At 45.5% G+C, this 20577-nt stretch carries 20 protein-coding genes and 1 pseudogene; 2 read left to right on the top strand and 19 right to left on the bottom strand.

The window, feature by feature from the left end; all coding sequences use genetic code 11:
* Window positions 1-36: 36 nt before the first annotated feature.
* The 4 genes from ffh to smc all read right to left on the bottom strand — a co-directional run bounded on the left by ffh (window position 37) and on the right by smc (window position 6490).
* The gene (ffh, locus tag NSQ26_RS03780) at window positions 37-1392 is read right to left on the bottom strand and encodes a signal recognition particle protein (protein WP_499719208.1); all 1356 of its coding nucleotides are present in this window, start codon (window positions 1390-1392) and stop codon (window positions 37-39) included.
* A 50-nt stretch (window positions 1393-1442) separates the two neighbouring features.
* Window positions 1443-1799, bottom strand: coding sequence for a putative DNA-binding protein (locus NSQ26_RS03775; RefSeq protein WP_499719973.1), 357 nt, complete (start codon window positions 1797-1799; stop codon window positions 1443-1445).
* Between the two features lie 125 nt (window positions 1800-1924).
* Window positions 1925-2911, bottom strand: a complete 987-nt coding sequence (gene ftsY, locus NSQ26_RS03770) for a signal recognition particle-docking protein FtsY (protein ID WP_499719207.1) — start codon at window positions 2909-2911, stop codon at window positions 1925-1927.
* A 12-nt stretch (window positions 2912-2923) separates the two neighbouring features.
* Entirely contained in the window at window positions 2924-6490 is a 3567-nt protein-coding gene (gene smc, locus NSQ26_RS03765) for a chromosome segregation protein SMC (RefSeq protein ID WP_499719206.1), read from the bottom strand.
* Window positions 6491-6600: 110 nt separating this feature from the next.
* On the opposite strand from smc, the gene NSQ26_RS03760 reads away from it, so the two are divergent.
* The gene (locus tag NSQ26_RS03760) at window positions 6601-6828 is read left to right on the top strand and encodes a DUF1128 domain-containing protein (protein ID WP_499719205.1); all 228 of its coding nucleotides are present in this window, start codon (window positions 6601-6603) and stop codon (window positions 6826-6828) included.
* Between the two features lie 82 nt (window positions 6829-6910).
* Here NSQ26_RS03760 and rnc read toward each other — a convergent pair whose 3' ends face one another.
* The 12 genes and pseudogenes from rnc to NSQ26_RS03700 form a co-directional block, all read right to left on the bottom strand.
* On the bottom strand, window positions 6911-7678 hold the full coding sequence (rnc, locus tag NSQ26_RS03755; RefSeq protein WP_499719204.1) for a ribonuclease III: 768 nt from the start codon (window positions 7676-7678) through the stop codon (window positions 6911-6913).
* A 213-nt stretch (window positions 7679-7891) separates the two neighbouring features.
* Window positions 7892-8125, bottom strand: a complete 234-nt coding sequence (gene acpP / locus NSQ26_RS03750) for an acyl carrier protein (protein ID WP_499719203.1) — start codon at window positions 8123-8125, stop codon at window positions 7892-7894.
* A 111-nt stretch (window positions 8126-8236) separates the two neighbouring features.
* Window positions 8237-8980 (bottom strand): 3-oxoacyl-[acyl-carrier-protein] reductase, encoded by a 744-nt coding sequence (fabG, locus tag NSQ26_RS03745; RefSeq protein ID WP_499719201.1) that lies wholly within the window; start codon window positions 8978-8980, stop codon window positions 8237-8239.
* 14 nt (window positions 8981-8994) lie between these two features.
* A complete protein-coding gene (fabD, locus tag NSQ26_RS03740) occupies window positions 8995-9933 on the bottom strand; it encodes an ACP S-malonyltransferase (protein ID WP_499719199.1) in 939 nt (312 codons plus the stop codon).
* Window positions 9934-9942: 9 nt separating this feature from the next.
* Window positions 9943-10923, bottom strand: a complete 981-nt coding sequence (gene plsX, locus NSQ26_RS03735; RefSeq protein ID WP_499719197.1) for a phosphate acyltransferase PlsX — start codon at window positions 10921-10923, stop codon at window positions 9943-9945.
* Window positions 10907-11505 (bottom strand): annotated as a pseudogene (gene fapR / locus NSQ26_RS03730) (transcription factor FapR). Before fapR ends, plsX begins: the two are co-directional and overlap by 17 nt.
* Window positions 11506-11604: 99 nt before the next feature.
* Window positions 11605-13650 (bottom strand): ATP-dependent DNA helicase RecG, encoded by a 2046-nt coding sequence (recG, locus tag NSQ26_RS03725; RefSeq protein WP_499719196.1) that lies wholly within the window; start codon window positions 13648-13650, stop codon window positions 11605-11607.
* Window positions 13647-14537: an L-serine ammonia-lyase, iron-sulfur-dependent, subunit alpha gene (sdaAA, locus tag NSQ26_RS03720; protein WP_090776177.1), complete on the bottom strand. Its 891-nt coding sequence runs from the start codon at window positions 14535-14537 to the stop codon at window positions 13647-13649. The genes recG and sdaAA overlap by 4 nt, the downstream gene beginning before the upstream one ends.
* Before the next feature lie 18 nt (window positions 14538-14555).
* Window positions 14556-15218 (bottom strand): L-serine ammonia-lyase, iron-sulfur-dependent subunit beta, encoded by a 663-nt coding sequence (gene sdaAB, locus NSQ26_RS03715; protein ID WP_499719194.1) that lies wholly within the window; start codon window positions 15216-15218, stop codon window positions 14556-14558.
* Window positions 15219-15296: 78 nt separating this feature from the next.
* On the bottom strand, window positions 15297-16154 hold the full coding sequence (locus NSQ26_RS03710; protein WP_499719193.1) for a DegV family protein: 858 nt from the start codon (window positions 16152-16154) through the stop codon (window positions 15297-15299).
* Between the two features lie 45 nt (window positions 16155-16199).
* Complete coding sequence (locus NSQ26_RS03705) at window positions 16200-17888, bottom strand: DAK2 domain-containing protein (RefSeq protein WP_437182638.1); 1689 nt, start codon at window positions 17886-17888, stop codon at window positions 16200-16202.
* Between the two features lie 16 nt (window positions 17889-17904).
* Window positions 17905-18267 carry an Asp23/Gls24 family envelope stress response protein gene (locus tag NSQ26_RS03700; protein WP_090776063.1) on the bottom strand — a complete coding sequence of 121 codons (363 nt, stop codon included), beginning with the start codon at window positions 18265-18267 and terminating at the stop codon, window positions 17905-17907.
* Between the two features lie 249 nt (window positions 18268-18516).
* Between NSQ26_RS03700 and rpmB the strand changes: the two genes are divergently transcribed.
* Window positions 18517-18711: a 50S ribosomal protein L28 gene (gene rpmB / locus NSQ26_RS03695; protein ID WP_090776062.1), complete on the top strand. Its 195-nt coding sequence runs from the start codon at window positions 18517-18519 to the stop codon at window positions 18709-18711.
* A gap of 45 nt (window positions 18712-18756) precedes the next feature.
* Here rpmB and spoVM read toward each other — a convergent pair whose 3' ends face one another.
* The 3 genes from spoVM to rsgA all read right to left on the bottom strand — a co-directional run bounded on the left by spoVM (window position 18757) and on the right by rsgA (window position 20569).
* Window positions 18757-18837 carry a stage V sporulation protein SpoVM gene (gene spoVM / locus NSQ26_RS03690; RefSeq protein ID WP_090776061.1) on the bottom strand — a complete coding sequence of 27 codons (81 nt, stop codon included), beginning with the start codon at window positions 18835-18837 and terminating at the stop codon, window positions 18757-18759.
* 203 nt (window positions 18838-19040) lie between these two features.
* Window positions 19041-19685 carry a ribulose-phosphate 3-epimerase gene (rpe, locus tag NSQ26_RS03685; RefSeq protein ID WP_499719191.1) on the bottom strand — a complete coding sequence of 215 codons (645 nt, stop codon included), beginning with the start codon at window positions 19683-19685 and terminating at the stop codon, window positions 19041-19043.
* Window positions 19682-20569 carry a ribosome small subunit-dependent GTPase A gene (rsgA, locus tag NSQ26_RS03680; RefSeq protein ID WP_499719189.1) on the bottom strand — a complete coding sequence of 296 codons (888 nt, stop codon included), beginning with the start codon at window positions 20567-20569 and terminating at the stop codon, window positions 19682-19684. The genes rpe and rsgA overlap by 4 nt, the downstream gene beginning before the upstream one ends.
* Between the last annotated feature and the right edge of the window lie 8 nt (window positions 20570-20577).

The raw sequence follows: 20577 nt of genomic DNA, 5'->3' as shown, positions 1-20577 counted from the left end.
ATACCACAAACTTACAGAAGAGGACAAGATTTTTCTTTAAAATGGGAGTTTCATACCCGGGAAACCTTTTTTCTTTTTCCCTTTTCCGCCTTGCATGCCACTCATTTGTTTCATCATCTTCTTCATATCTTCAAACTGCTTAAGTAGACGGTTGACATCTTGAATTGTCGTCCCGCTTCCTTTTGCAATCCGGCGACGGCGACTACCATTAATGACGCTTGGATCTTGCTTTTCAAGTGGGGTCATAGATCGGACGATTGCTTCGACACGAACAAGTTGTTGATCGTCCACCTTCAAGTTTTTCAACCCTTTGGCTTTGTTCATCCCTGGTATCATGCCTAGCAAATCTTCAAGTGGTCCCATGCTTTTCACTTGATCAAGTTGCTCAAGAAAATCATCAAATGTAAAGTCCATTGACCTTAATTTCTTCTCGAGCTCACGCGCTTTCTCTTCGTCAACATGCGTTTGTGCTTTCTCTATTAATGAAAGGACATCGCCCATGCCAAGAATCCGCGAAGCCATACGGTCAGGATGGAATGGCTCAAACTGGTCCACTTTCTCACCTGTTGCTGCAAACTTAATCGGTGTGTTCGTCACTGCTTTAATAGAGAGCGCCGCACCTCCGCGCGTGTCACCATCAAGCTTTGTTAATACGACCCCAGTGACGTCAAGTTGCTCATGGAATGCCTCAGCGACATTGACAGCATCTTGTCCCGTCATCGCATCAACAACGAGCAAAATCTCATCCGGTTGAACCATCGATTTAATGTCAGCAAGCTCTGTCATCAGCGTCTCATCAATGTGCAAGCGCCCCGCTGTATCAATGAGGACATAGTCATGATGCTCTGCTTCAGCTTGCTGCATCGCTTGTTTGACAATATCCACTGGATTTGCTTTGTCTCCTAGTGAAAAGACAGGCATCTCAACTTGTTTCCCAAGCGTTTGCAATTGCTGAATTGCTGCTGGGCGGTATACATCGCAGGCAACAAGTAGCGGGTTACGATTATGTTGCTTCCTTAAATGGCTCGCTAGCTTTGCTGTCGTCGTCGTCTTTCCTGCGCCTTGCAAACCGACCATCATGACAACCGTTGGTGACTTTTTAGCTACCGCTATCTTGCTTTGTTCGGTGCCCATGAGTGCTGTCAACTCTTCATTCACAACTTTAATGACTTGTTGACCAGGTGTTAAACTCTTCATCACTTCTTGCCCGAGTGCTTTTTCTTTCACATTAGCAATGAACTGTTTTACGACCTTAAAGTTCACATCTGCTTCGAGTAAAGCGAGTCGAACTTCGCGCATCATGTCCTTGACATCTTGCTCGCTTACTTTTCCTTTGCCGCGGATGTTCTTTAATGTTTCTTGTAGGCGTGCGGCAAGTCCTTCAAATGCCATGTAATCGCCTCCTTGGCAAATATCTTCTCACCTTGAACGCGTGCTGTGTGTTATGAATCAAGCCGCCCAATGCGGTCTATAATCGCATCATAGGTTGCTCGTCCGCGATTTTCATCCATTGCGACACGTAACTCAGCCAACAGTTCGCGACGTCGTATAGAATTTGCGAGTAACCCAAGCTTTCTTTCATATTCCTCAAGCATCACTTCTGTCCGGCGAATGTTGTCATAAACAGCTTGTCGGCTTACCTCATATTCCTCAGCGATCTCTCCAAGTGAGAGGTCATCTAAATAATATAAGGACATGTACTGATGCTGTTTTTCCGTTAACAAGGACTGATAAAAATCTAACAAGTAATTCATGCGTAATGTTTTATCAAGCAAGTGATCCGCCCCTTGTTCAGTCATATCCATGTGCCAAGGTACTTCACAAAGAAAGCCATTTAGAACACTAGACGATTCGTCTACGAATACATATACTACCGCATCAATATTGTTCTGTCAAGTTTTTTTCTTAACAGCAAGTATGAAAGTTACGCTCCCTCTTCCTCGACCAGCTCTTTGAATAATCCATAAACAAATTGCTCCGCACAAAATGGCTGTAAGTCATCTTTTTGTTCTCCTAATCCGATAAACTTCACTGGCAAGTCTAGCTCTTGACGAATCGCCATGACAATACCACCTTTTGCGGTGCCATCTAGTTTCGTTAAAATGAGCCCGCTCACATCTGTCGTCTCGCCAAACATTTTCGCCTGCGATAGCGCATTTTGCCCCGTTGTGGCATCAAGCACGAGCAACACTTCGTGTGGTGCCCCAGGCACTTCACGTTCAATGACACGTTTCACTTTAGCTAGCTCATTCATGAGATTCACTTTGTTTTGTAAACGCCCGGCTGTATCACAAATGAGCACATCTGCCTTACGGGCCCGCGCCGCCTGAATCGCATCATACATGACAGCTGCTGGGTCTGACCCCGATTGTTGCTTAATAACAGGGACGCCTACGCGCTCACCCCATACTTCCAATTGTTCAATCGCTCCGGCGCGAAATGTGTCACCGGCTGCAAGGACAACAGACTTGCCTTCCTGCGTCAAACGATGGGCGAGCTTTCCAATCGACGTCGTTTTCCCGACACCATTCACACCGACAACGAGAAACACCGTCAAGCCTTCTTCTTCAAAATGTAGTGATAAATCATCACCTTCTTTTTCTAGTAGCGCAGCGAGCTTCTCTGAAATCATCGGCAATAAGTCTTTCGTCTCCTTTAAATTGCGTAACTTCGCTTCCTCTCGCAATGAATCTACGAGCGTCATCACCGTTGTGACGCCGACATCAGCACCAATAAAAAGTTCTTCTAGTTCTTCAAAGAAATCTTCGTCTACTTTTCGATACCGGGCAACGAGGGCATTCATCTTTTCAGAAAAATTCGTTCTCGTCTTCTCGAGACCATGCTTAAATTTGTCCGTCACTTCCACTGTTTGTTTCGTCATTTTTTCTTTTAGCTTCTTAAAAAAACTCATGTCTATCTCCTCCTAGCTTTCTATGAATTGCGCCGTCTCTTCCAGTTTAACCGAAACAAGCCGCGATACACCAGACTCCTCCATTGTCACCCCATAGAGCACGTCCGCTTCTTCCATTGTTCCTTTTCGGTGCGTGATCACAATGAATTGATTTTCTTGCGCCAACGTATGCAAGTATTGCGCGAAACGACTGACATTCGCCTCATCAAGCGCTGCTTCTACCTCATCCAGTACACAAAACGGCACCGCACGCACCCGTAACATCGCAAATAATAAGGCAATCGCCGTGAGCGCACGCTCCCCGCCTGATAAGAGAGCAAGTAATTGCCGCTTTTTTCCCGGTGGACGCACCATAATCTCCACGCCGGTTTCCAGTAGTTGTTGTGGTGCTGTCAACAGGAGGTCGGCGTCGCCACCACCAAATAATTGTTTAAACACATCTTGGAAGTGGCCACGAATCCGCGCAAATGTTTCACTAAAGCGTCGTGTCATTTCTTCATCCATTTCTGCGATCGCTTTATCTAAAGACACGCGCGCTGCCTGTAAATCTTCTTGCTGCGCTGTAAGAAAGGACACACGTGCTTGGACCCGTTCATATTCCTCAATCGCGCCCGTATTCACTGGTCCAATTTCGTCAAGTGAACGTTCCACAAGTGCGCGCTCTGTTCGGACTTTATCAATGTTACCGCTCAGCGGATATGCTTCGACCGCTGCTTCATATGATAATTCATACGTTTGACTGAGTCGGTTTAAACGATAATCAAGGTCAACATCCAGGCGGTTCACATGGACATCTAGTTTTTGACTCTCGGCTTGCAAACGCGCATAAACGGCTTGTTCCTCCTGAACGGCCTGCTCTAGCGCAGCATAGCGCTCATTTAAATCAATTCGTTTTGCCTCTAACGCTGTAACTTGTGCTGTCAATGTTTGTTTCTGTTGCGCGCCCGCAGCAATTTTCTGGGCGAGTGTCGTTTCTGATTCCGTTTGTGCGTCATGGTTCCGACCGTGCGAAGCATCCGCCTCTTCATTCACAGCTAACGCTTGCTCCACTTGCGCAAGTGACTCACGTACTTCCTCTATGTGCGTGTCAACATGGTGCAATTGTTGTTTGCATTCAGCTTGCTTAATACGCAACTCTGTTTGCTTCGCCTGCAACGTTTCTTTTGATTGTTGCTGCGTTGCCCGTTGCTTTTCAAGGGCAGCGATCTTATCTGTCACTGCTTGAATCTTTACAACTAGTTCCTGTTCGGAGTTAGCTAGTTGCTGTAGACGCTGTTGATCGGCACGCGCTTCTGTGTCTCTCTCTTCGTTTTGTCGATCAACACGCGCTTTTTCTTGCGTCAGCGCACGCACCTCTTCACGTACACGCGCAAGCTCATCCTCTTTTGCACGCCACGCTTGCTGCTTCGCTTCCTCTGTCCGTTTTAATTCCTGCAACGTTTGTTGGTGTTGTGCTTTTGCTGCTGCTCGTTGCTTCACTTGTTGCTCTAAACGCGTAATTTCTTGTTGCACCTGCTCATATTGTTGCTTTAATTCTTCTTGCTCACGCTTACGTTGCAAGATTGAAGACTGGTTTTGTTTCAAACTCCCACCGGTCATTGCACCACCCGGGCTCACCACTTCACCCGCGAGCGTAACGATACGAAACCGGTAACGGGCAACTTTTGCGAGCCGGTTTGCTGCTGGCAAGTCCTCCGCAATCACCGTTGTCCCAAGTAAATGCTGCATTGCTTTTTCGTAAGTAACATCATACGTAATGAGTGCCGATGCCAGTCCGAGAAAACCTTCTGTTTGTGCAAGCGCATGATGGACGTGCTCCGGCATCGTTTTACCTTGAACCGTCGCCAGTGGCAAAAAGGTCGCGCGTCCTAAACGGTTTTTCTTTAAAAAGTTGATTGCCGTCCGTGCCGAATGTTCATCTTGCACAATGATATGTTGCATTTGGGCGCCAAGCGCTACATCAATCGCTGTCTCAAACCGCTTCGACACACGCAAGCATTCTGCCACCGCACCAACGACACCAGACAATCCCTTTTCCCGTTGTTTTAACACTTCTTTTACACCATGGAAAAATCCAGCGTGGGCATCTTCCAGTTCTTGCAACGCTTCTTGTCTTGCTTTTATTTTTTGCTCGGTGCCGTATGCCTCATACAAAGTTGCTTCTTGTTTATAGAAACGGGTCCGCGCGGTTTCTTCCATTTCCAACGCATGCGCGGTTGCACGCTTGGCCGCTTCATATGCGGTCGCAAGCGCTGTATGTTCGTCTTCTAATACGCGCAACCGCGCCTGCAGCTTTTCGTGCTCAGCTTGTAACTTTTCCTGAGCTTCGGTCGTTCGACGCGAACTACGGGTACGTTGATTTTGTTGCTCCGTTAAATAGCGTTTCTCATGACGCAATGATGCCTGCTCATTCAGCCGCTCAATATAGTCACTTTTCGCATCTTCAATTTGACGCTCAATATCTTTTTCTGTTAACGACAACGCTTGTTTTACTTCATGCAAAGTGGATGCCATTTCTTGAAGCTGATCCTGTAGTTGTTTACGATCCGCAAGTAATTTAGCAAGTTTTTCTTTCAACTGCTGAATGTGCTGCTTTTGTGTCGCCATCGTGGCGCGCAATTGCTCGCCACTTTGCTCAGCATGCTTTTTTCTCTCTACCAGCACATTCCTCAGACCTTCATTTTTTTCGAGTGCTTCACTCACCGTAAGCAATTCATTTTGCGTCTCTCGCCACTGCGTTTGTAACGCTTCATGTTCATCGCGATACTTGCGCAATGTTTGTTCTGATTCTGCCAATGTTACTTGTCGCACGTCCAGTTGTCCTTTTATTGCCGACAACTGCGCAGATGCTTGCGTCCAATCGGTATGTAATTCCCCCATTTCATGCGCGAGAATTTGAATATCAAGCGCGCGATACGTATCACTCAAATGAATATACTCTTTCGCGATGGCCGCTTGCTCTTCTAATGGCTGCACTTGCTCATTTAATTCTATTAACACATCCGTCACACGCAACAAATTTTCCTCAGTTTGTGTTAATCGCTTCAACGCTTCTTTCTTTCGTGTTTTATATGTCAACACGCCGGCAGCCTCTTCAAAAATGACGCGCCGATCTTCTGGCTTACTACTTAAGAGTTCTTCAACTTTCCCTTGACCGATGATCGAGTACGCTTCACGACCGAGTCCTGAATCTAAAAACAAATCCGTAATATCTTTCAAGCGACACGGCTGCCGGTTTAGCAAGTATTCGCTCTCACCCGAACGGTACAAACGCCTAGTGACACTGACTTCATGATACGGGAGCGGTAAACGGCCTTCATCATTGTTTAATACTAACGTCACTTCTGCGACATTGACCGCTTTTCTCGTGTCACTACCAGCAAAAATGACGTCTTGCATGCGCGCACCTCGTAATGACCGTACGCTCTGTTCTCCTAGTACCCAGCGAATCGCATCGGCAATATTACTTTTTCCACTCCCGTTCGGACCGACAACCGCCGTCAGACCCGGTGTAAATTCAATCGTCATTGCTGCAGCAAAAGATTTAAATCCCTTTACTTCTAATTGCTTGAGGAACATACACTCCTCCTCACTTTCTCTCCACTTCCAAAACTCACACATTTTTTTGTTGGACCCTGTCTCATTTCATGTTATCGTATAAGTATTGTCCGACAGAGGAGATGAGACATTTGACACAATTATATACCGTTGAAGAAGTTGATGCGATGTTGTCAGATATTAAAAAGAAGCTAAATATCGTCAATGCCAGCGTCATTAAGGCTGATGCTGTCAGCACTGCGCACCATGACGACTTACGAGATTTACATGCACACATTATGAGACAACCGTCTTTTTCCATCCATGAGTTAGATGAGATTGTCCAAGAACTAGGTCAATTGAGAGGTACATCAAATTAATGACCTGAAAAAAGGAAGCGTGCGATCGCCTCCTTTTTTATTTCTCCTCAAATTTTTTGGCGCATTTCTTTCTATAGGCGTGCTAGCGTAGATGTTTGTTTAACTGAGCAAGCGCCTCTTTTGCCGCAAATTGTTCTGATTCTTTTTTGGAGCGACCTGAACCCGTTCCAATCGCCTCTTCATTCAAACGAACTTCAGAAACAAACTCCCGGTCATGGGCGGGACCACGTTCGTGGATAATGACATATTGTAGCTTCCCACGGTTATCTTGTTGAATAAGCTCTTGTAGCTGACTTTTAAAATCTACCTTTGTGTGAAAAGCACCTTCTTTAATCTTAGGATACATCGTCTGTGTCAAAAACGAGAACACCGCTTCTAATCCTTGATCAATGTATAGTGCCCCAACAAAAGCTTCAAATACATCCGCTAAAAGCGCTGGTCTTGTACGTCCACCTGTAACTTCTTCTCCTTTTCCTAGTAAGACAAGTTGACCAAATTGTAGCTCCTCTGCAAATTGAGCTAATGAGGGCTCACACACAATTGATGCCCGCAATTTAGTCATATCGCCTTCGCTCATACTCGGATAGGTTCTATATAAATATTGCGATACAGCTAATTCTAACACTGCATCACCTAGAAACTCTAACCGCTCGTTATTATAAGAAGATATTCGGTGCTCATTCACATAGGAAGAATGGGTAAATGCTTGAATGAGCACTGATTCTTGTTTAAATGTCAGTCCAAGGTGATCGAGTAAATTTGTAAATAATACTTTTTGCTGCTTGTCTAAAATGATTCGCCTTGGATTTAATGTCTTTGCTCTCCTTTGAAACTTTTCAGATTGGCCCATTATATCACCCCCTACATTGTTTTGTGCACAACAAACAAATTCTCTATTAATTGTATCAAAACCTTTTCTTTTATGAAACATTAAAACCCGCCTCATTAATAAGGCGGACACGCTCCCAGCGTAAAGAAATCAGTCACCAGAGATCAGAGGTAGTGGTATTGAAGAACTTCCCCCACCCCGACTTCTGGTTTCTGGTCTAGAATCTCTGGATGATTACTTGTTGCGCTCTATGTAATCCACAACATCTGCAACTGTAGCAATCTTTTCTGCGTCTTCATCAGCAATTTCCAGCTCAAACTCGTCCTCAAGTCCCATGACAAGCTCAACAACATCAAGTGAGTCCGCTTCTAAATCTTCTTTGAAAGAAGCTTCAAGTTTCACTTCTGATTCTTCTACATTAAGATGTTCAACAACGATTTTTTTTACCCGATCTAATGTATCTGACACAACATTCACCCCCTTTCAAAGTAACAACCAAAAGCATTGTAACATACTAGACCGGAATACAGAAGTCAGAAGTTAAAACCCTCTTCACTATAAACTTCCTTTGACCTCCGATTACGGCATCACCATGCCACCATCCACGTGAATTGTTTGTCCTGTCATATACGATGCATCTTCGCTTGCCAAGAAACGGACAACACGCGCAACATCTTCTGGTTCTCCCAATGTTCCAAGGGGAATTTGTGCTTGCAATTGTGTCTGAATGTCTTCCCCAAGGCTATCTGTCATCTCTGTTGTAATAAAACCGGGCGCAACAGCATTGACACGAATATTGCGGGCGGCAAGTTCCCGTGCCAGCGATTTCGTTAAACCAATGACACCTGCTTTCGCCGCAACATAGTTTGCCTGTCCAGTATTCCCCATGACACCCACAACGGAAGCAACGTTAATAATGCGACCAGAGCGTTGCTTCATCATCGACCGACTCACTGCTTTCGCGCAATGAAAGACCCCTTTTAAATTGATGTCCAATACCTCATCCCACTCTTGTTCTTTCATACGCATGAGCAAATTGTCCCGTGTAATCCCTGCATTATTGACGAGAATATCAATTTTACCGAATTGTGCTAATGTATCTTTAATCATCGCTGTCACTTGTTCGCTTTGTGACACATCCGCTTGATAAGCAACAGCCTCTCTCCCTAAAGCTTGAATCTCAGCTACCACTTCAGCTGCACGTGCCTCGCTGCCAGCATAGTTTACAACAACATTTGCTCCTGCCTTTGCTAATTCGAGTGCAATGGCCTTACCAATCCCCCGCGATGCACCGGTGACAATCGCCGTTTGATTTTCCAACATGCTTTTCACTCCTTTTAAGAGGATAATGCTTCCATTGTTTTTGTAAACGAAGCTTTGTCTTGTACGGAAAATGCGTTCATACTGCGGTCGATTTTGCGGACAAGACCGGTAAGCACGTTTCCTGGACCAATTTCAATAAACGTATCCACCCCAAGGGCAATCATCCGCCGAATACTTTCCTCAAATCGAACTGGGGAATAAATTTGTTCCACCAATTGCGTGCGGACAACTTCTGGTAATGTCACCACGTCGGCACTAACATTTGAGATTAGCGGGGTACGTAATGTTGCTACATCTGTTTCTGCCAATACTTGCGCAAATTTTTCTGCGGCAGGTTTCATTAATGATGAATGAAACGGCCCACTCACTGCCAGCGGCATCACCCGGCGTGCCCCCGCTTCCTTCGCCTTCTCACCTGCTGCTTCCACTGCTGCTTTCGTCCCGGAAATGACAATTTGACCCGGACAATTCAAGTTAGCAAGCTCAACAACTTCATTCCCATTTGACACTTGTGCCACGATCGACTCAAGTGTTGCTTGTTCTAGTCCTAATACTGCGGCCATTGTCCCCTGACCGTTTGGTACGGCCTGCTCCATCAATTTGCCACGCTCGTGCACAAGTCGCACGGTATCTTGAAAAGAAAATGCTTCACTCGCAAATAACGCACTATATTCTCCTAAACTATGACCGGCAACGTAATCGGCTCGAATGCCAGCGGATTGGAACAGTGACAACACTGCCGCACTCATTGTTACGAGTGCCGGCTGAGCGTAGGCTGTACGCTTTAAATCTTCTTCCGGCCCATCAAGTATCATTGCTGACAAAGACAAACCTAGTATTTCATCTGCTTGATGCAATAAATTTTGTGCTTCTGCTTCCGTTGCAAACAGTTCCTGTCCCATTCCTACTTTTTGTGCCCCTTGTCCAGGGAACAAAAACGCTCGTTTCGTCATGGTATCACCTTATTCTGGTAAATTTTCACGAATGACTTGTACAACTTGTTGTTCAACCATTAGCTGCGCTTGGCGAATGGCATGAAACAACGCTTGTGCATCTGAAGAGCCGTGCGCTTTAATGACGGGTGCCTTTAATCCGAATAAACCAGCCCCGCCGTACTCAGCATAATCTAATTTTGCTTTGATTTCCTTGAAGTGAGGTTTTAATACCCCGGCTGCAAGTTTGGCTGACCACGTGCTCGTTAACTGTTGCTTTAAAATCGCAAAGATCATCTTTGCGGTGCCTTCAATTGACTTTAAAACAAGGTTGCCAGAAAATCCGTCACATACAACGACATCACACACCCCGTCAAGCAAATCACGTGCTTCTACGTTACCAACGAAATGTAAATCACTGTTTTCTAGCAAGGAAAAGGCTGCTTTCGTTAGCTCTGTTCCTTTACCTGCTTCTGAACCAACGTTGAGCAAACCAATTCGCGGCTTAGCAACATCGCGCACCCGTTTCATATACGCATCACCAATAATTGCATATTGTAACAAGTGCTCCGGCTTGGCGTCCATATTGGCACCGACATCCAAAAGTAAAAATCCTTTTCCATCCTGTGTCGGCAACATCGGCGATAATGCTGGACGGTCAATCCCTTTCAGTCTTCCAACATAAAGTAACCCTGCGGTCATCAACGCGCCTGTATTGCCCGAAGAAATACATGCATCTGCACGCCCTTCTTTCACCTCTTGGACAGCAAGCACCATTGATGCTTGCTTCTTACGTCGGACAGCCGTCGTCGGCTTGTCTGTATCTTCAATTTGCTCATCTGTATGTACAATGGTGATTCGCGTTTCATCACGTAAATGAGCACGGATCGCCGTTTCATCTCCAATCAATGTTACTTGCAATGATGGAAATGCGGCAATCGCTTGTTCTGCTGCAGCGACATGCGCACGAGGTGCATGGTCGCCACCCATAGCATCAATCACGAGTCTCATCATCGTTTCCCCCTTCTTCTTCAGGTGACGATACCGTCCCACGATACATGAAAAACTCACCTTTAAACACAATCTCTTGTTGCACGCGACTTGTCACCGTCACAAGCGTGCGTCCTTGATCATCCACACAAGCAACCGCCTTGGCAATGACACGCGATCCTTCTTTCACTGGCGTTGTAAAATGGATGTGCGCTTTTGCCGTTAAAGCGAGCGCCTCATTGATGAGCGCTACAGCGAGGGAGTTCGCTTGCGCAAATAAATGATGCCCACGCGCAATCCCGCTACGCGCAAATACATGCTCCTTGCCAACATCAAAAATGGAGATCGCATGTTCATCTAATTGCAAGTCGACAATCTCCCCAAATACTTCGTCTGGGTGTAAGGCAATAACTGTATCCCGTTTTCGAATCGCTTCGTCTTTAATGCGTTCGCGTAATTCAGGTATATTTTGTTCGAGTCGGTCAAGCCGAATCGTTTGAATGCTCACCGAGAAATAAGCCGCTAATTCCTCATCGGTCATAAAAGGATTTTGCGCTAACGTTTCTACAAGTTTTTTTGGCGTAGTTGCTTTTTTTGTCTCATCCTCATATCACCCGTCCGATGACCCTTCTCTTGCTTTTAACAAATAATGTGACTAGGTACTAAGACTAGTATATAATGATTGGTCACCCGTGGCAAGCGTTAGTCTAGTTTTGTTTCAGTAAAAACCCCTTCTTCCGTTAAGAGGTTTAACAATTCCTTATAAGCTTCATCTTCATATAGTGCGCCTGTTGAGACAATCTCTGCAGCATCCTGACGCGCGACTTCCAATGTCCGATAATCATGTGTCACATCAGCAAGTTTAAAATCTGGCAGACCACTTTGTTTTGCGCCAAAAAAATCACCTGGTCCACGAATAGCTAAATCCTTCTCTGCCAATTCAAAGCCATCATTTGTTTCGGTCATCATTCGCATCCGTTCTTTCCCTACTTCTGTTTTTGGCGCAGCAAGTAAGACACACGTCGATTTCGCTTCTCCACGCCCAACGCGTCCGCGTAACTGGTGTAATTGTGACAACCCGAATCGGTCGGCATCATAAATGACCATCACTGTCGCATTCGGTACGTTCACGCCAACTTCAACGACCGTCGTCGATACGAGTATTTGGACTTCATTTTTTACGAATGCATCCATCACTTCTTCTTTTTCAAATGCCGCCAAACGTCCATGCATGAGTCCAACTTCAAAGTTAGGCGCAAAATGCTGGACAAGCTGCGTATGAAGATCCATCGCGTTTTGCACGTCTAGCTGCTCTGATTCTTCAATGAGTGGACAAATGACATATGCCTGCTCGCCTTGGCGCAACGCTTTCTCCATAAATCCGAGCACTCGTGGTAAAAGATCGGGCTGCAGCCAATATGTATCAATTGGCTTTCGTCCTGCAGGGAGCTCTGCCAAAACCGAGACGTCCATATCACCAAACGCTGTAATTGCAAGCGTGCGTGGGATCGGGGTCGCGGTCATAAACAACATATCCGCATGTACGCCTTTTTCTCTTAGCAACCTCCGCTGGGCGACACCGAACCGATGTTGCTCATCAATGACAACAAAGCGAAGTGAGTGAAATGAAACCGTTTCTTGAATGAGTGCATGTGTCCCAACAACAATTGCTGCCTCGCCTGACTCGATCTTCGCTAAGGCTGCTCGTCGGCGCTTTGCCGTAAGAGAACCTACAAGCAACACGACTTCAAGTCCAAATGGAGCAAACCAGGTTTGCAACGACGCACTATGTTGCTCTGCTAAAATCTCTGTTGGCACCATTAACGCACTTTGGTTTCCTGTATTGGCAACCGCAAACATACATGCGGCAGCGACAACTGTTTTCCCAGAACCAACATCGCCCTGTAATAGCCTGTTCATTCGATAAGGCGCACGTAAATCTGCGAACACGTCTTTCAACGCTTGTTGTTGCCCCTCTGTCAAAGTAAACGAAAGCGAATGAAGGAACTTATCCGTTGCTGTTGGCACAATCGTTAGTGATGCACCTTCCTCTGCCTGTCGTTGCCGCGCTTTCGCCACATGCATTTTCAGCTGAAACAGCAAAAATTCTTCATAGACATAGCGACGTCGTGCTTGCCGGACAGCTTCTGGGCTTTCTGGCACATGTAGTAATTCAATCGTTTTACGCTTGTCGATGAGGCGATATTTTTCTCGCAATGTGAATGGCAATGGCTCAACAATGTGCTCACCAAATTGTGTTAAAGCGTTTACCATCCATTTGTGCAACACTCTACTCGTCAATTTCCCGGCACCATGATAAACAGATGACATCTCCTCATCACGCTGACTCAACCCCAGTTGCAATTCACTTGCTGTCAAAGCCAAACGATGCTGATCCCACTTCCCTGTCACTGTCACTGCACTACCGATCGTCAGTTTACTTTTTAAAAACGCGCGGTTAAATAGTGTGACGGATATAAGGACATCCTCTGTCAACATCCGAAATGTCAACCGGTTTTTCTTACGTCCATAATAGCGGATCGACGGTGTATCTTGAATGACACCCTCCATTGTTACACGTGCATCATGCCTGGCTTCGGTAACGCTTTTTCGTTCATAGTCCTCGTAACGAAAGGGAAAGTATGCAAGCAAATGAGCGATAGACGTCACGCCTAACGCTGCCAATTGTTTTGCGCTCTCCTCCCCAACCCCTTTCACCTCTGTTACAGGTACGTTTGCAAGATTCAAGGAGAAGTCGGTGTCTTTGTACCAAATACTTTTGCTTCCAGCGCGCGACCGGTCGGGGTTGCCGCAAGTCCGCCTTCACCTGTTTCTCGTAATGTCTCTGGCATTGTTTGTCCAATCCGATACATCGCTGCGATCACTTCATCACACGGGATCCGGCTTGTAATACCGGCTAACGCCATATCCGCAGCAGTGATCGCAAGCGATGCGCCTGCTGCATTCCGCTTGACACACGGCACTTCCACTAAGCCAGCAACCGGATCGCAAACGAGACCGAGCATATTTTTTAGTGCGATGGCCATTGCCTCCGCTGATTGTTGGGGTGTGCCACCTGCTAATTCAACGAGTGCTGCAGCAGCCATCCCTGTCGCTGAGCCGACTTCTGCTTGGCAGCCACCTGCTGCACCTGAGATTGAGGCGTTGTTGGCGATCACAAACCCAAACGCGCCACTTGTAAAAAGAAATGCCAGCTTTTGTTCTTCCGTTGGCCGTAATTTTTCTTCAACACCAAACAACACACCTGGCACAACGCCTGCTGATCCCGCTGTCGGTGTTGCGCAAATTGTCCCCATCGCTGCATTCACTTCGTTCGTTGCCATTGCCCGAGCAACTGCTCCAAGCGTCACCTCACTTCCAATTGCGTTGCCTTCCGCAATGTATGCCATCAGTTTCTTCCCGTCGCCACCTGTCAGACCAGAAACAGATTCAACATCTTCTGTAATACCGCGCTGCGCAGCTTTTTCCATCGTCTCTAAGTTCACACGCATCCGTTCCATAATCACTTCACGGGCTAACCCTGTTACATCCATTTCTTGTGTGATCATCACTTCAGAAATCGGTTTCCCTGTTGATTCAGCTACTTCCACGAGCGCTGCGACACTTTTAAACATGACCATTCTTCACACCTCCTACTCATGAATTTTTGACACGTGCAAAATATGCGGTAACGTCTGTAATTCTTGAAGTAAAGGCGCATCCACATTTTGATCGACTTCCATGACCATCAACGCCTCTTCCCCTTTTTCTTTACGCGATACTTCCATGTGACCAATATTGACGGCATGTTTCGCTAATACATTGCTCACCGCCGCAATGGCACCGTAACGATCTTGATGCACAACTAAAATTGCAGGATGATTCCCTGATAGTCGCAACGCGAAACCATTCAACTCAATAATTTCAATCTTGCCCCCACCAATTGAGATCCCAACAAGTTCAAGCTGCTTTTCATCTGAGTGAAGTCGAATCCGTACTGTATTCGGGTGCGCTGTCAATGTATCTTCTTTATGGATACGTACATCTAATTGTGCTTGTTTTGCATGAAAAAATGCGTCACGAATGCGTTCGTCATTTGTTTCATAATCGAGTAATCCCCCAATAACAGCCACATCTGTGCCATGCCCACGATATGTCTTTGCAAAAGACCCGTAAAAATAAATATCTGCCGACTGTGGCGTCTCAGCAAACAATGTTCTGGCAACTTTGCCAATCCGTACAGCCCCAGCTGTATGTGAACTTGATGGTCCGATCATGACTGGACCAATGATATCAAAAACTGTGCGGAACTTCATTTGGCTCCCTCCTTGCCTCGGAAATCTCATTCCTAATAAAAAGGTTGCCATACTCGTCTCGTGCGGCAACCTTTTTTATTACGTTTTTGCATGCATCATTGATAACGACACTGTGCCTGGTCCGACATGCGCACCGATAACCGCGCCGATATTTGTAATAACAATCGATTCGACATTAAACTGCTGCCGAACCTTTTCAGCTAATTCATTTGCTAACGGTTCATTTTGTGCATGAGAAATCCCGACAGATACATATGCCTGCTTATATTGTGCTTCCAACAACGAAAGCATACGTACGACCGCTTTTTTCTGTCCACGCACTTTTTCGTGAGGATAAACTTCTCCTGCCTCATTTAACGATAAAATCGGTTTCATTTTTAATAAAGAACCTAGAAGTGCTGCTGCTTTACCGATTCGACCATTTTTTTGCAGAAATTCCAACGTATCAACCATAAAGTATACCGTTGCATCGTGAAGCATTTCATCTAGCCGCGCGAGACACGCCTCATTGCTTTCTCCTGCTGCCGCTCGCTTCGCTACTTCTACCACAATCAAACCAATTGCATACGATGCCCGCTTCGTATCGCATACATGCACATCGATCTCGCCAGCAACCTCTTTTTTTGCAATCGTCGCTGCCTGCACTGTGCCGCTCATCTTTGAAGACAGATGTAGTGAAATAATATGATCCGCCCCATCTTCTTTTAAAGAACGATATAAATCCTCAAATTGCTGTGGCGAAGGTTGCGATGTCCGTGGCATCACGTCACTGTCCGTTAGTTTTGCGTAAAAATCATTTGCGAGCAACGTTACGCCATCTTCGTATTGTTCCTCACCAAAATGAACATTCAACGGAATGACCGTAATCCCGTATTGATCAATCAATTCCTTTGGAATGTCAGCTGTACTATCTGTCACAATTTTTATTGTTCCCATTGGATTCCCCTCCTTTACCAAACACAGGTCACAAATGCCATTTTGTTATTCCACAGAAAAGATATACGAGTAAAGTGGTTGTCCACCTTCAACAACATCCATTTCCACTTCAGGGAATGTCTCTTCAACAAATGCGACAATTGCTTCTGTGTCTTCTGTCTTCGCGTCAGCACCGGAAATCACTGTTAACATCTCGCTATCGTCATCAATCATTGCCAGCAACAACGATTTGGTGCTCGTCATTAACGCTTTGCTTGATGAGACGATCTTTTTATTAAAAATCCCCATGAAATCGCCTTTTTCGATCTTTTGCTCGTCAATATAAGTGTCACGAACTGCATACGTTAATTCTCCTGTTTTGACTTCTGCAAGTGCTGCTTTCATCCCTTCAGCATTTTCTGCAAGGGTTTTCGCAGGATTAAAAGCGAGCAACGCTGCCAAGCCTTGTGGGACCGTTTTCGTGGGCACCACAGCAACGTCTACATCGGACATTTCAGCAGCTTGCTCAGCAGCCATGACGATATTCCCATTGTTCGGTAACACGAGTACGTGATGGGCATGGGCACGCTTGATCGCTTCGACAATATCCTCCGTACTTGGATTCATCGTTTGTCCACCGGCGATCACCTCACTTGCACCCAAACCTTTAAACAACTTTTCAATCCCTTCTCCCATGGAGACAGTCACAATGGCAAGCTCTGCCAATGGTTTTTGTTCTGGTTGATGCGTTGGCGCCGCATGATCCTCTGTCCCACGCGAGACAAGGTTCTCGTGTTGGGCACGCATGTTTTCAATTTTCACCTGCACTAACGGTCCGTACGATTGTGCTGCAGTGATCACTTCACCTGGATACTCCGCGTGAATATGCACTTTCAATAGATCATCATCGGAAACAACGAGCAAAGAATCACCGATTTTGCTCAACTCGGTCCGAAAAGCTTCTTCGTCATATGGAGAACTAGTGAGCTTTTCTTCATCAAACTTCACCATCACTTCTGTGCAATAACCAAATTCAATCTCTTCTGTGGCAATATGACTATGCGCATTTTGCATATGATGATGCTCGATTTTAATTAAATCACTCATATCTGGCTCACTCACTGTCATTTCTGTCCGTTCGCCTGTGAGCGCTTGTAAAAAACCACCGTAAATATAGACAAGTCCTTGTCCACCAGAATCAACAACACCTACTTCTTTCAAAACAGGTAGCAGTTCCGGTGTTCTCTTTAAGGACTTCTCTGCTGCTTGAATGAGCGACTTCATAAATGGGACAAACGCGGTCTCTTTTTTAGCGACTTGCTGTGCATGTTTTGCGGTATCTTTTGCAACGGTCAAAATCGTTCCTTCAACTGGTTTCATGACCGCTTGATATGCTGTTTGGACACCTGCATCAATCGCCTCGGCAAACTGCTTTGTTGTCAATTCTTCGCTACCCTTTACGGACTGTGAAAATCCACGAAATAACTGTGACAAAATGACACCAGAATTGCCACGTGCGCCCATAAGCAACCCTTTAGCAAACGCACCTGCAACACTTCCGACATCTGCTTTCATATGCATTTGCACTTCTTTGACACCTGATGTCATCGTTAAGTTCATATTTGTTCCGGTATCTCCATCAGGCACTGGAAAAACATTTAATGAATCAACCACATCTACACGATCCGCTAGAGACTTCCCCCCTTCAACAAACATCAATGCAAGCGCCTTGCCATCTAACTTCCTAGTCACAATACTGCCCCCTTCATTCCTATAGGTTCGTTACCCGAACCCCTTGTACGAAAATGTTGACCGAATCAACAGTAAGACCAATCATTTTTTCAAGGTTATACTTCACCTTTGTCTGCACATTATGTGCCACCTCGGAAATTTTCGTACCATAACTAACAATGATGTACATATCGATGTGGAGTTCATCTCCTTCTTCTCGTATAATCACCCCACGTCGAAAATTCTCTTTTCCAAGCAAATCACTTAAACCATCTTTAATTTGCTTTTGCGAAGCCATTCCTACGATACCGTAACAATCGGTTGCTGCACCTCCAGCAATCGTCGCAATCACATCGTGTGCAACATCTACGTTACCAAGCGCTGTTTTTAATTCAATCGTCATGGTTTGTCCTCCTTAAGGTATCATAAAATGCACATACGTATTGTCATTTTACTATACTGTCATTTATTTTACAAAGGCATTTTTCTATCCTTTCCATATCGAGCACTACAAAACATGGCAGATAGTCACAAAAATCGGGATAAAACCAGATGAGACGCATCTTTTTTTATCATTGCTTTCTTACGGCGCATGTGCTAAGATGTTTGAGTGACTGAAGTCTGGAAACAGATGATGAAGGAGGTGGCTCACATGGCCCGTGAATGTTATCTTACAGGACGTACATCACGTTCAGGCAACAAGCGCTCACATGCGATGAATAAAACAAAGCGTCGTTGGGGTGTGAACGTACAAAAAGTCCGTATTTTAGTTGATGGTAAGCCTAAACGTGTATACGTTTCTGCTCGTGCATTAAAAAAACTTGGTAAAAATATTGAGCGCGTATAAATTGCGCAAAAATCACCGTGAAAATCGCTCACGGTGATTTTTGTCTCATCCTTTTTTAAATGAGCCGAGCATGACCCGCACGAACCCCCCTAAAAATTTAGGCAACTTGATCGTGTAGAATTTCATAGCTCCTCCTCCTCAAGCAAAACTGACACGCCTAAAGCTTTTTGATGCGAGTACACGCTTATAAAAACGAACACCACGCCTTTATGATCAAAGGTGCAGTCCCTCGACGTGTCCACCCATTATTACTAACTAGCGTATGCGCAAGAAAAGAAAAAGAGACCTGTTTTCCGTAACATTTGGTCTCTCCATATTATTGTCCACTTTTAACCCCGAATGTGCCGAATCGCTTTTGCCCAATCGCTCGTTTTTAGGATCGCTGACCCTGCCACAAGTACATCTGCACCTGCCTCACGACAAAGACGACCTGTGTCTACATCGACACCACCATCAACTTGAATCTCAACTTTTAATTGATGCTCATCAATGAATTGACGTAATCTCGCAATATTTTTTAATGTAGATGAAATAAACGTTTGCCCACCGTATCCAGGATTCACCGTCATTTGTAGCACGAGGTCTACTTCTGATAATACTGGCTCCACAAGCGCCGCTGGTGTCGCTGGGTTTAACACAACCCCTGCCTTCATTCCTGCATCCTTAATCGCCGTAATTGTTCGATGTAAGTGCACTTCCGCTTCTACATGTACACTCAGTAAGTCAGCACCCGCTTGCTGAAATGCAGCAATTTGATTGCTTGGTTTCTCGACCATTAAATGCACATCAATCGGCAACGACGTCAATGGACGGATCGCTTCAACCATTTGTGCACCGAATGTAATCGGCGGCACAAAATGCCCATCCATGACATCCACATGAATCCAATCCGCACCCGCCTTCTCTAAAGATGTCACACACTCGCCCATACGTGAAAAGTCTGCTGCTAAAATTGAAGGTGCAATTTTTGTCATCGTGAATATCTCCTTTTCTGCTTACGAATCTCTTCTAAAAATTGTAGATAGTGCTTATAACGCGTCTCGGCAATCTCATCATTCGCCACTGCTTGTTTCACCGCACAAGCCGGTTCTTTGTCATGTAAACAACCATGATATTTACAGCCATCCATACGGGATACAAATTCTGGAAAGTAAAACCGCACATCCTCAACTGCAACCGCTGTAAAGTCAAGAGAGCTAAATCCTGGTGTATCAGCAATCCATCCAGAAAATAGCGGCAACAATTCCACATGCCTTGTCGTATGGCGACCGCGTCCTAAGTGGGTAGAGATTTTGTTCGTTTCTAATTGTAACGACGGTGAGAGGACGTTTAGTAACGACGATTTGCCTACCCCAGATTGCCCTGCCAACACGGAAATACGGTTCGCTAAATAAGGACATAAATCATTGACTGCAACACGATCTTTTGCCGATGTGAACAATACTTGATAGCCGATTTCTCGATACACTTCCATCTGCTCTGCAATATGTTTACGCGCGGATGGTTCCAACAAGTCTATCTTCGTCACAACAATGAGTGTATCAATCTCCTGTATCGCTATGTGAATGAGCAATTTATCTAACAAAAATAACTGCAAATCTGGTTCACGCGCCGAAAAAACGAGTATCGCTTGGTCAATGTTGGCAATCGGGGGACGGCTCAACTCGTTTTTACGTGCTTCAAGCGCCATAATATAACCTTCTGTTTCATTTTCGGCTTCGTATATCACTTGATCCCCAACAAGTGGGGTTTGCTTCTTTTCTCGAAACAAACCGCGCGCCCGACATTGGACATACCTCTCGCCATCTTGAACATAATAGAACCCGGCTAATGCTTTTACAATGACACCGCTAGCCATATTGTTTC

The organism is Bacillus sp. FSL W7-1360 (genome assembly GCF_038592975.1).
GTDB classification, from domain to species: Bacteria; Bacillota; Bacilli; order Bacillales; family Bacillaceae_D; genus Shouchella; species Shouchella lonarensis.
The sequence above is the reverse complement of the archived record's forward strand: the minus strand, read 5'-3'. Positions and strand labels throughout refer to the sequence as shown.

Coding starts and splice junctions, on each gene's coding strand:
- rpe (WP_499719191.1), bottom strand. CDS start 19,685: ATGACAAAAATTGCACCTTCAATTTTAGCAGCAGACTTTTCACGTATG.
- sdaAB (WP_499719194.1), bottom strand. CDS start 15,218: ATGAAGTTCCGCACAGTTTTTGATATCATTGGTCCAGTCATGATCGGA.
- smc (WP_499719206.1), bottom strand. CDS start 6,490: ATGTTCCTCAAGCAATTAGAAGTAAAGGGATTTAAATCTTTTGCTGCA.
- NSQ26_RS03710 (WP_499719193.1), bottom strand. CDS start 16,154: ATGGGAACAATAAAAATTGTGACAGATAGTACAGCTGACATTCCAAAG.
- rsgA (WP_499719189.1), bottom strand. CDS start 20,569: ATGGCTAGCGGTGTCATTGTAAAAGCATTAGCCGGGTTCTATTATGTT.
- fabD (WP_499719199.1), bottom strand. CDS start 9,933: ATGACGAAACGAGCGTTTTTGTTCCCTGGACAAGGGGCACAAAAAGTA.
- rnc (WP_499719204.1), bottom strand. CDS start 7,678: ATGGGCCAATCTGAAAAGTTTCAAAGGAGAGCAAAGACATTAAATCCA.
- sdaAA (WP_090776177.1), bottom strand. CDS start 14,537: ATGTTTAAAAGTGTCGCAGCGCTCGTGGAAGTAGCTGAATCAACAGGG.
- rpmB (WP_090776062.1), top strand. CDS start 18,517: ATGGCCCGTGAATGTTATCTTACAGGACGTACATCACGTTCAGGCAAC.
- NSQ26_RS03775 (WP_499719973.1), bottom strand. CDS start 1,799: ATGACTGAACAAGGGGCGGATCACTTGCTTGATAAAACATTACGCATG.
- NSQ26_RS03700 (WP_090776063.1), bottom strand. CDS start 18,267: ATGACGATTGAATTAAAAACAGCGCTTGGTAACGTAGATGTTGCACAC.
- plsX (WP_499719197.1), bottom strand. CDS start 10,923: ATGAGACTCGTGATTGATGCTATGGGTGGCGACCATGCACCTCGTGCG.
- ffh (WP_499719208.1), bottom strand. CDS start 1,392: ATGGCATTTGAAGGACTTGCCGCACGCCTACAAGAAACATTAAAGAAC.
- fabG (WP_499719201.1), bottom strand. CDS start 8,980: ATGTTGGAAAATCAAACGGCGATTGTCACCGGTGCATCGCGGGGGATT.
- spoVM (WP_090776061.1), bottom strand. CDS start 18,837: ATGAAATTCTACACGATCAAGTTGCCTAAATTTTTAGGGGGGTTCGTG.
- ftsY (WP_499719207.1), bottom strand. CDS start 2,911: ATGAGTTTTTTTAAGAAGCTAAAAGAAAAAATGACGAAACAAACAGTG.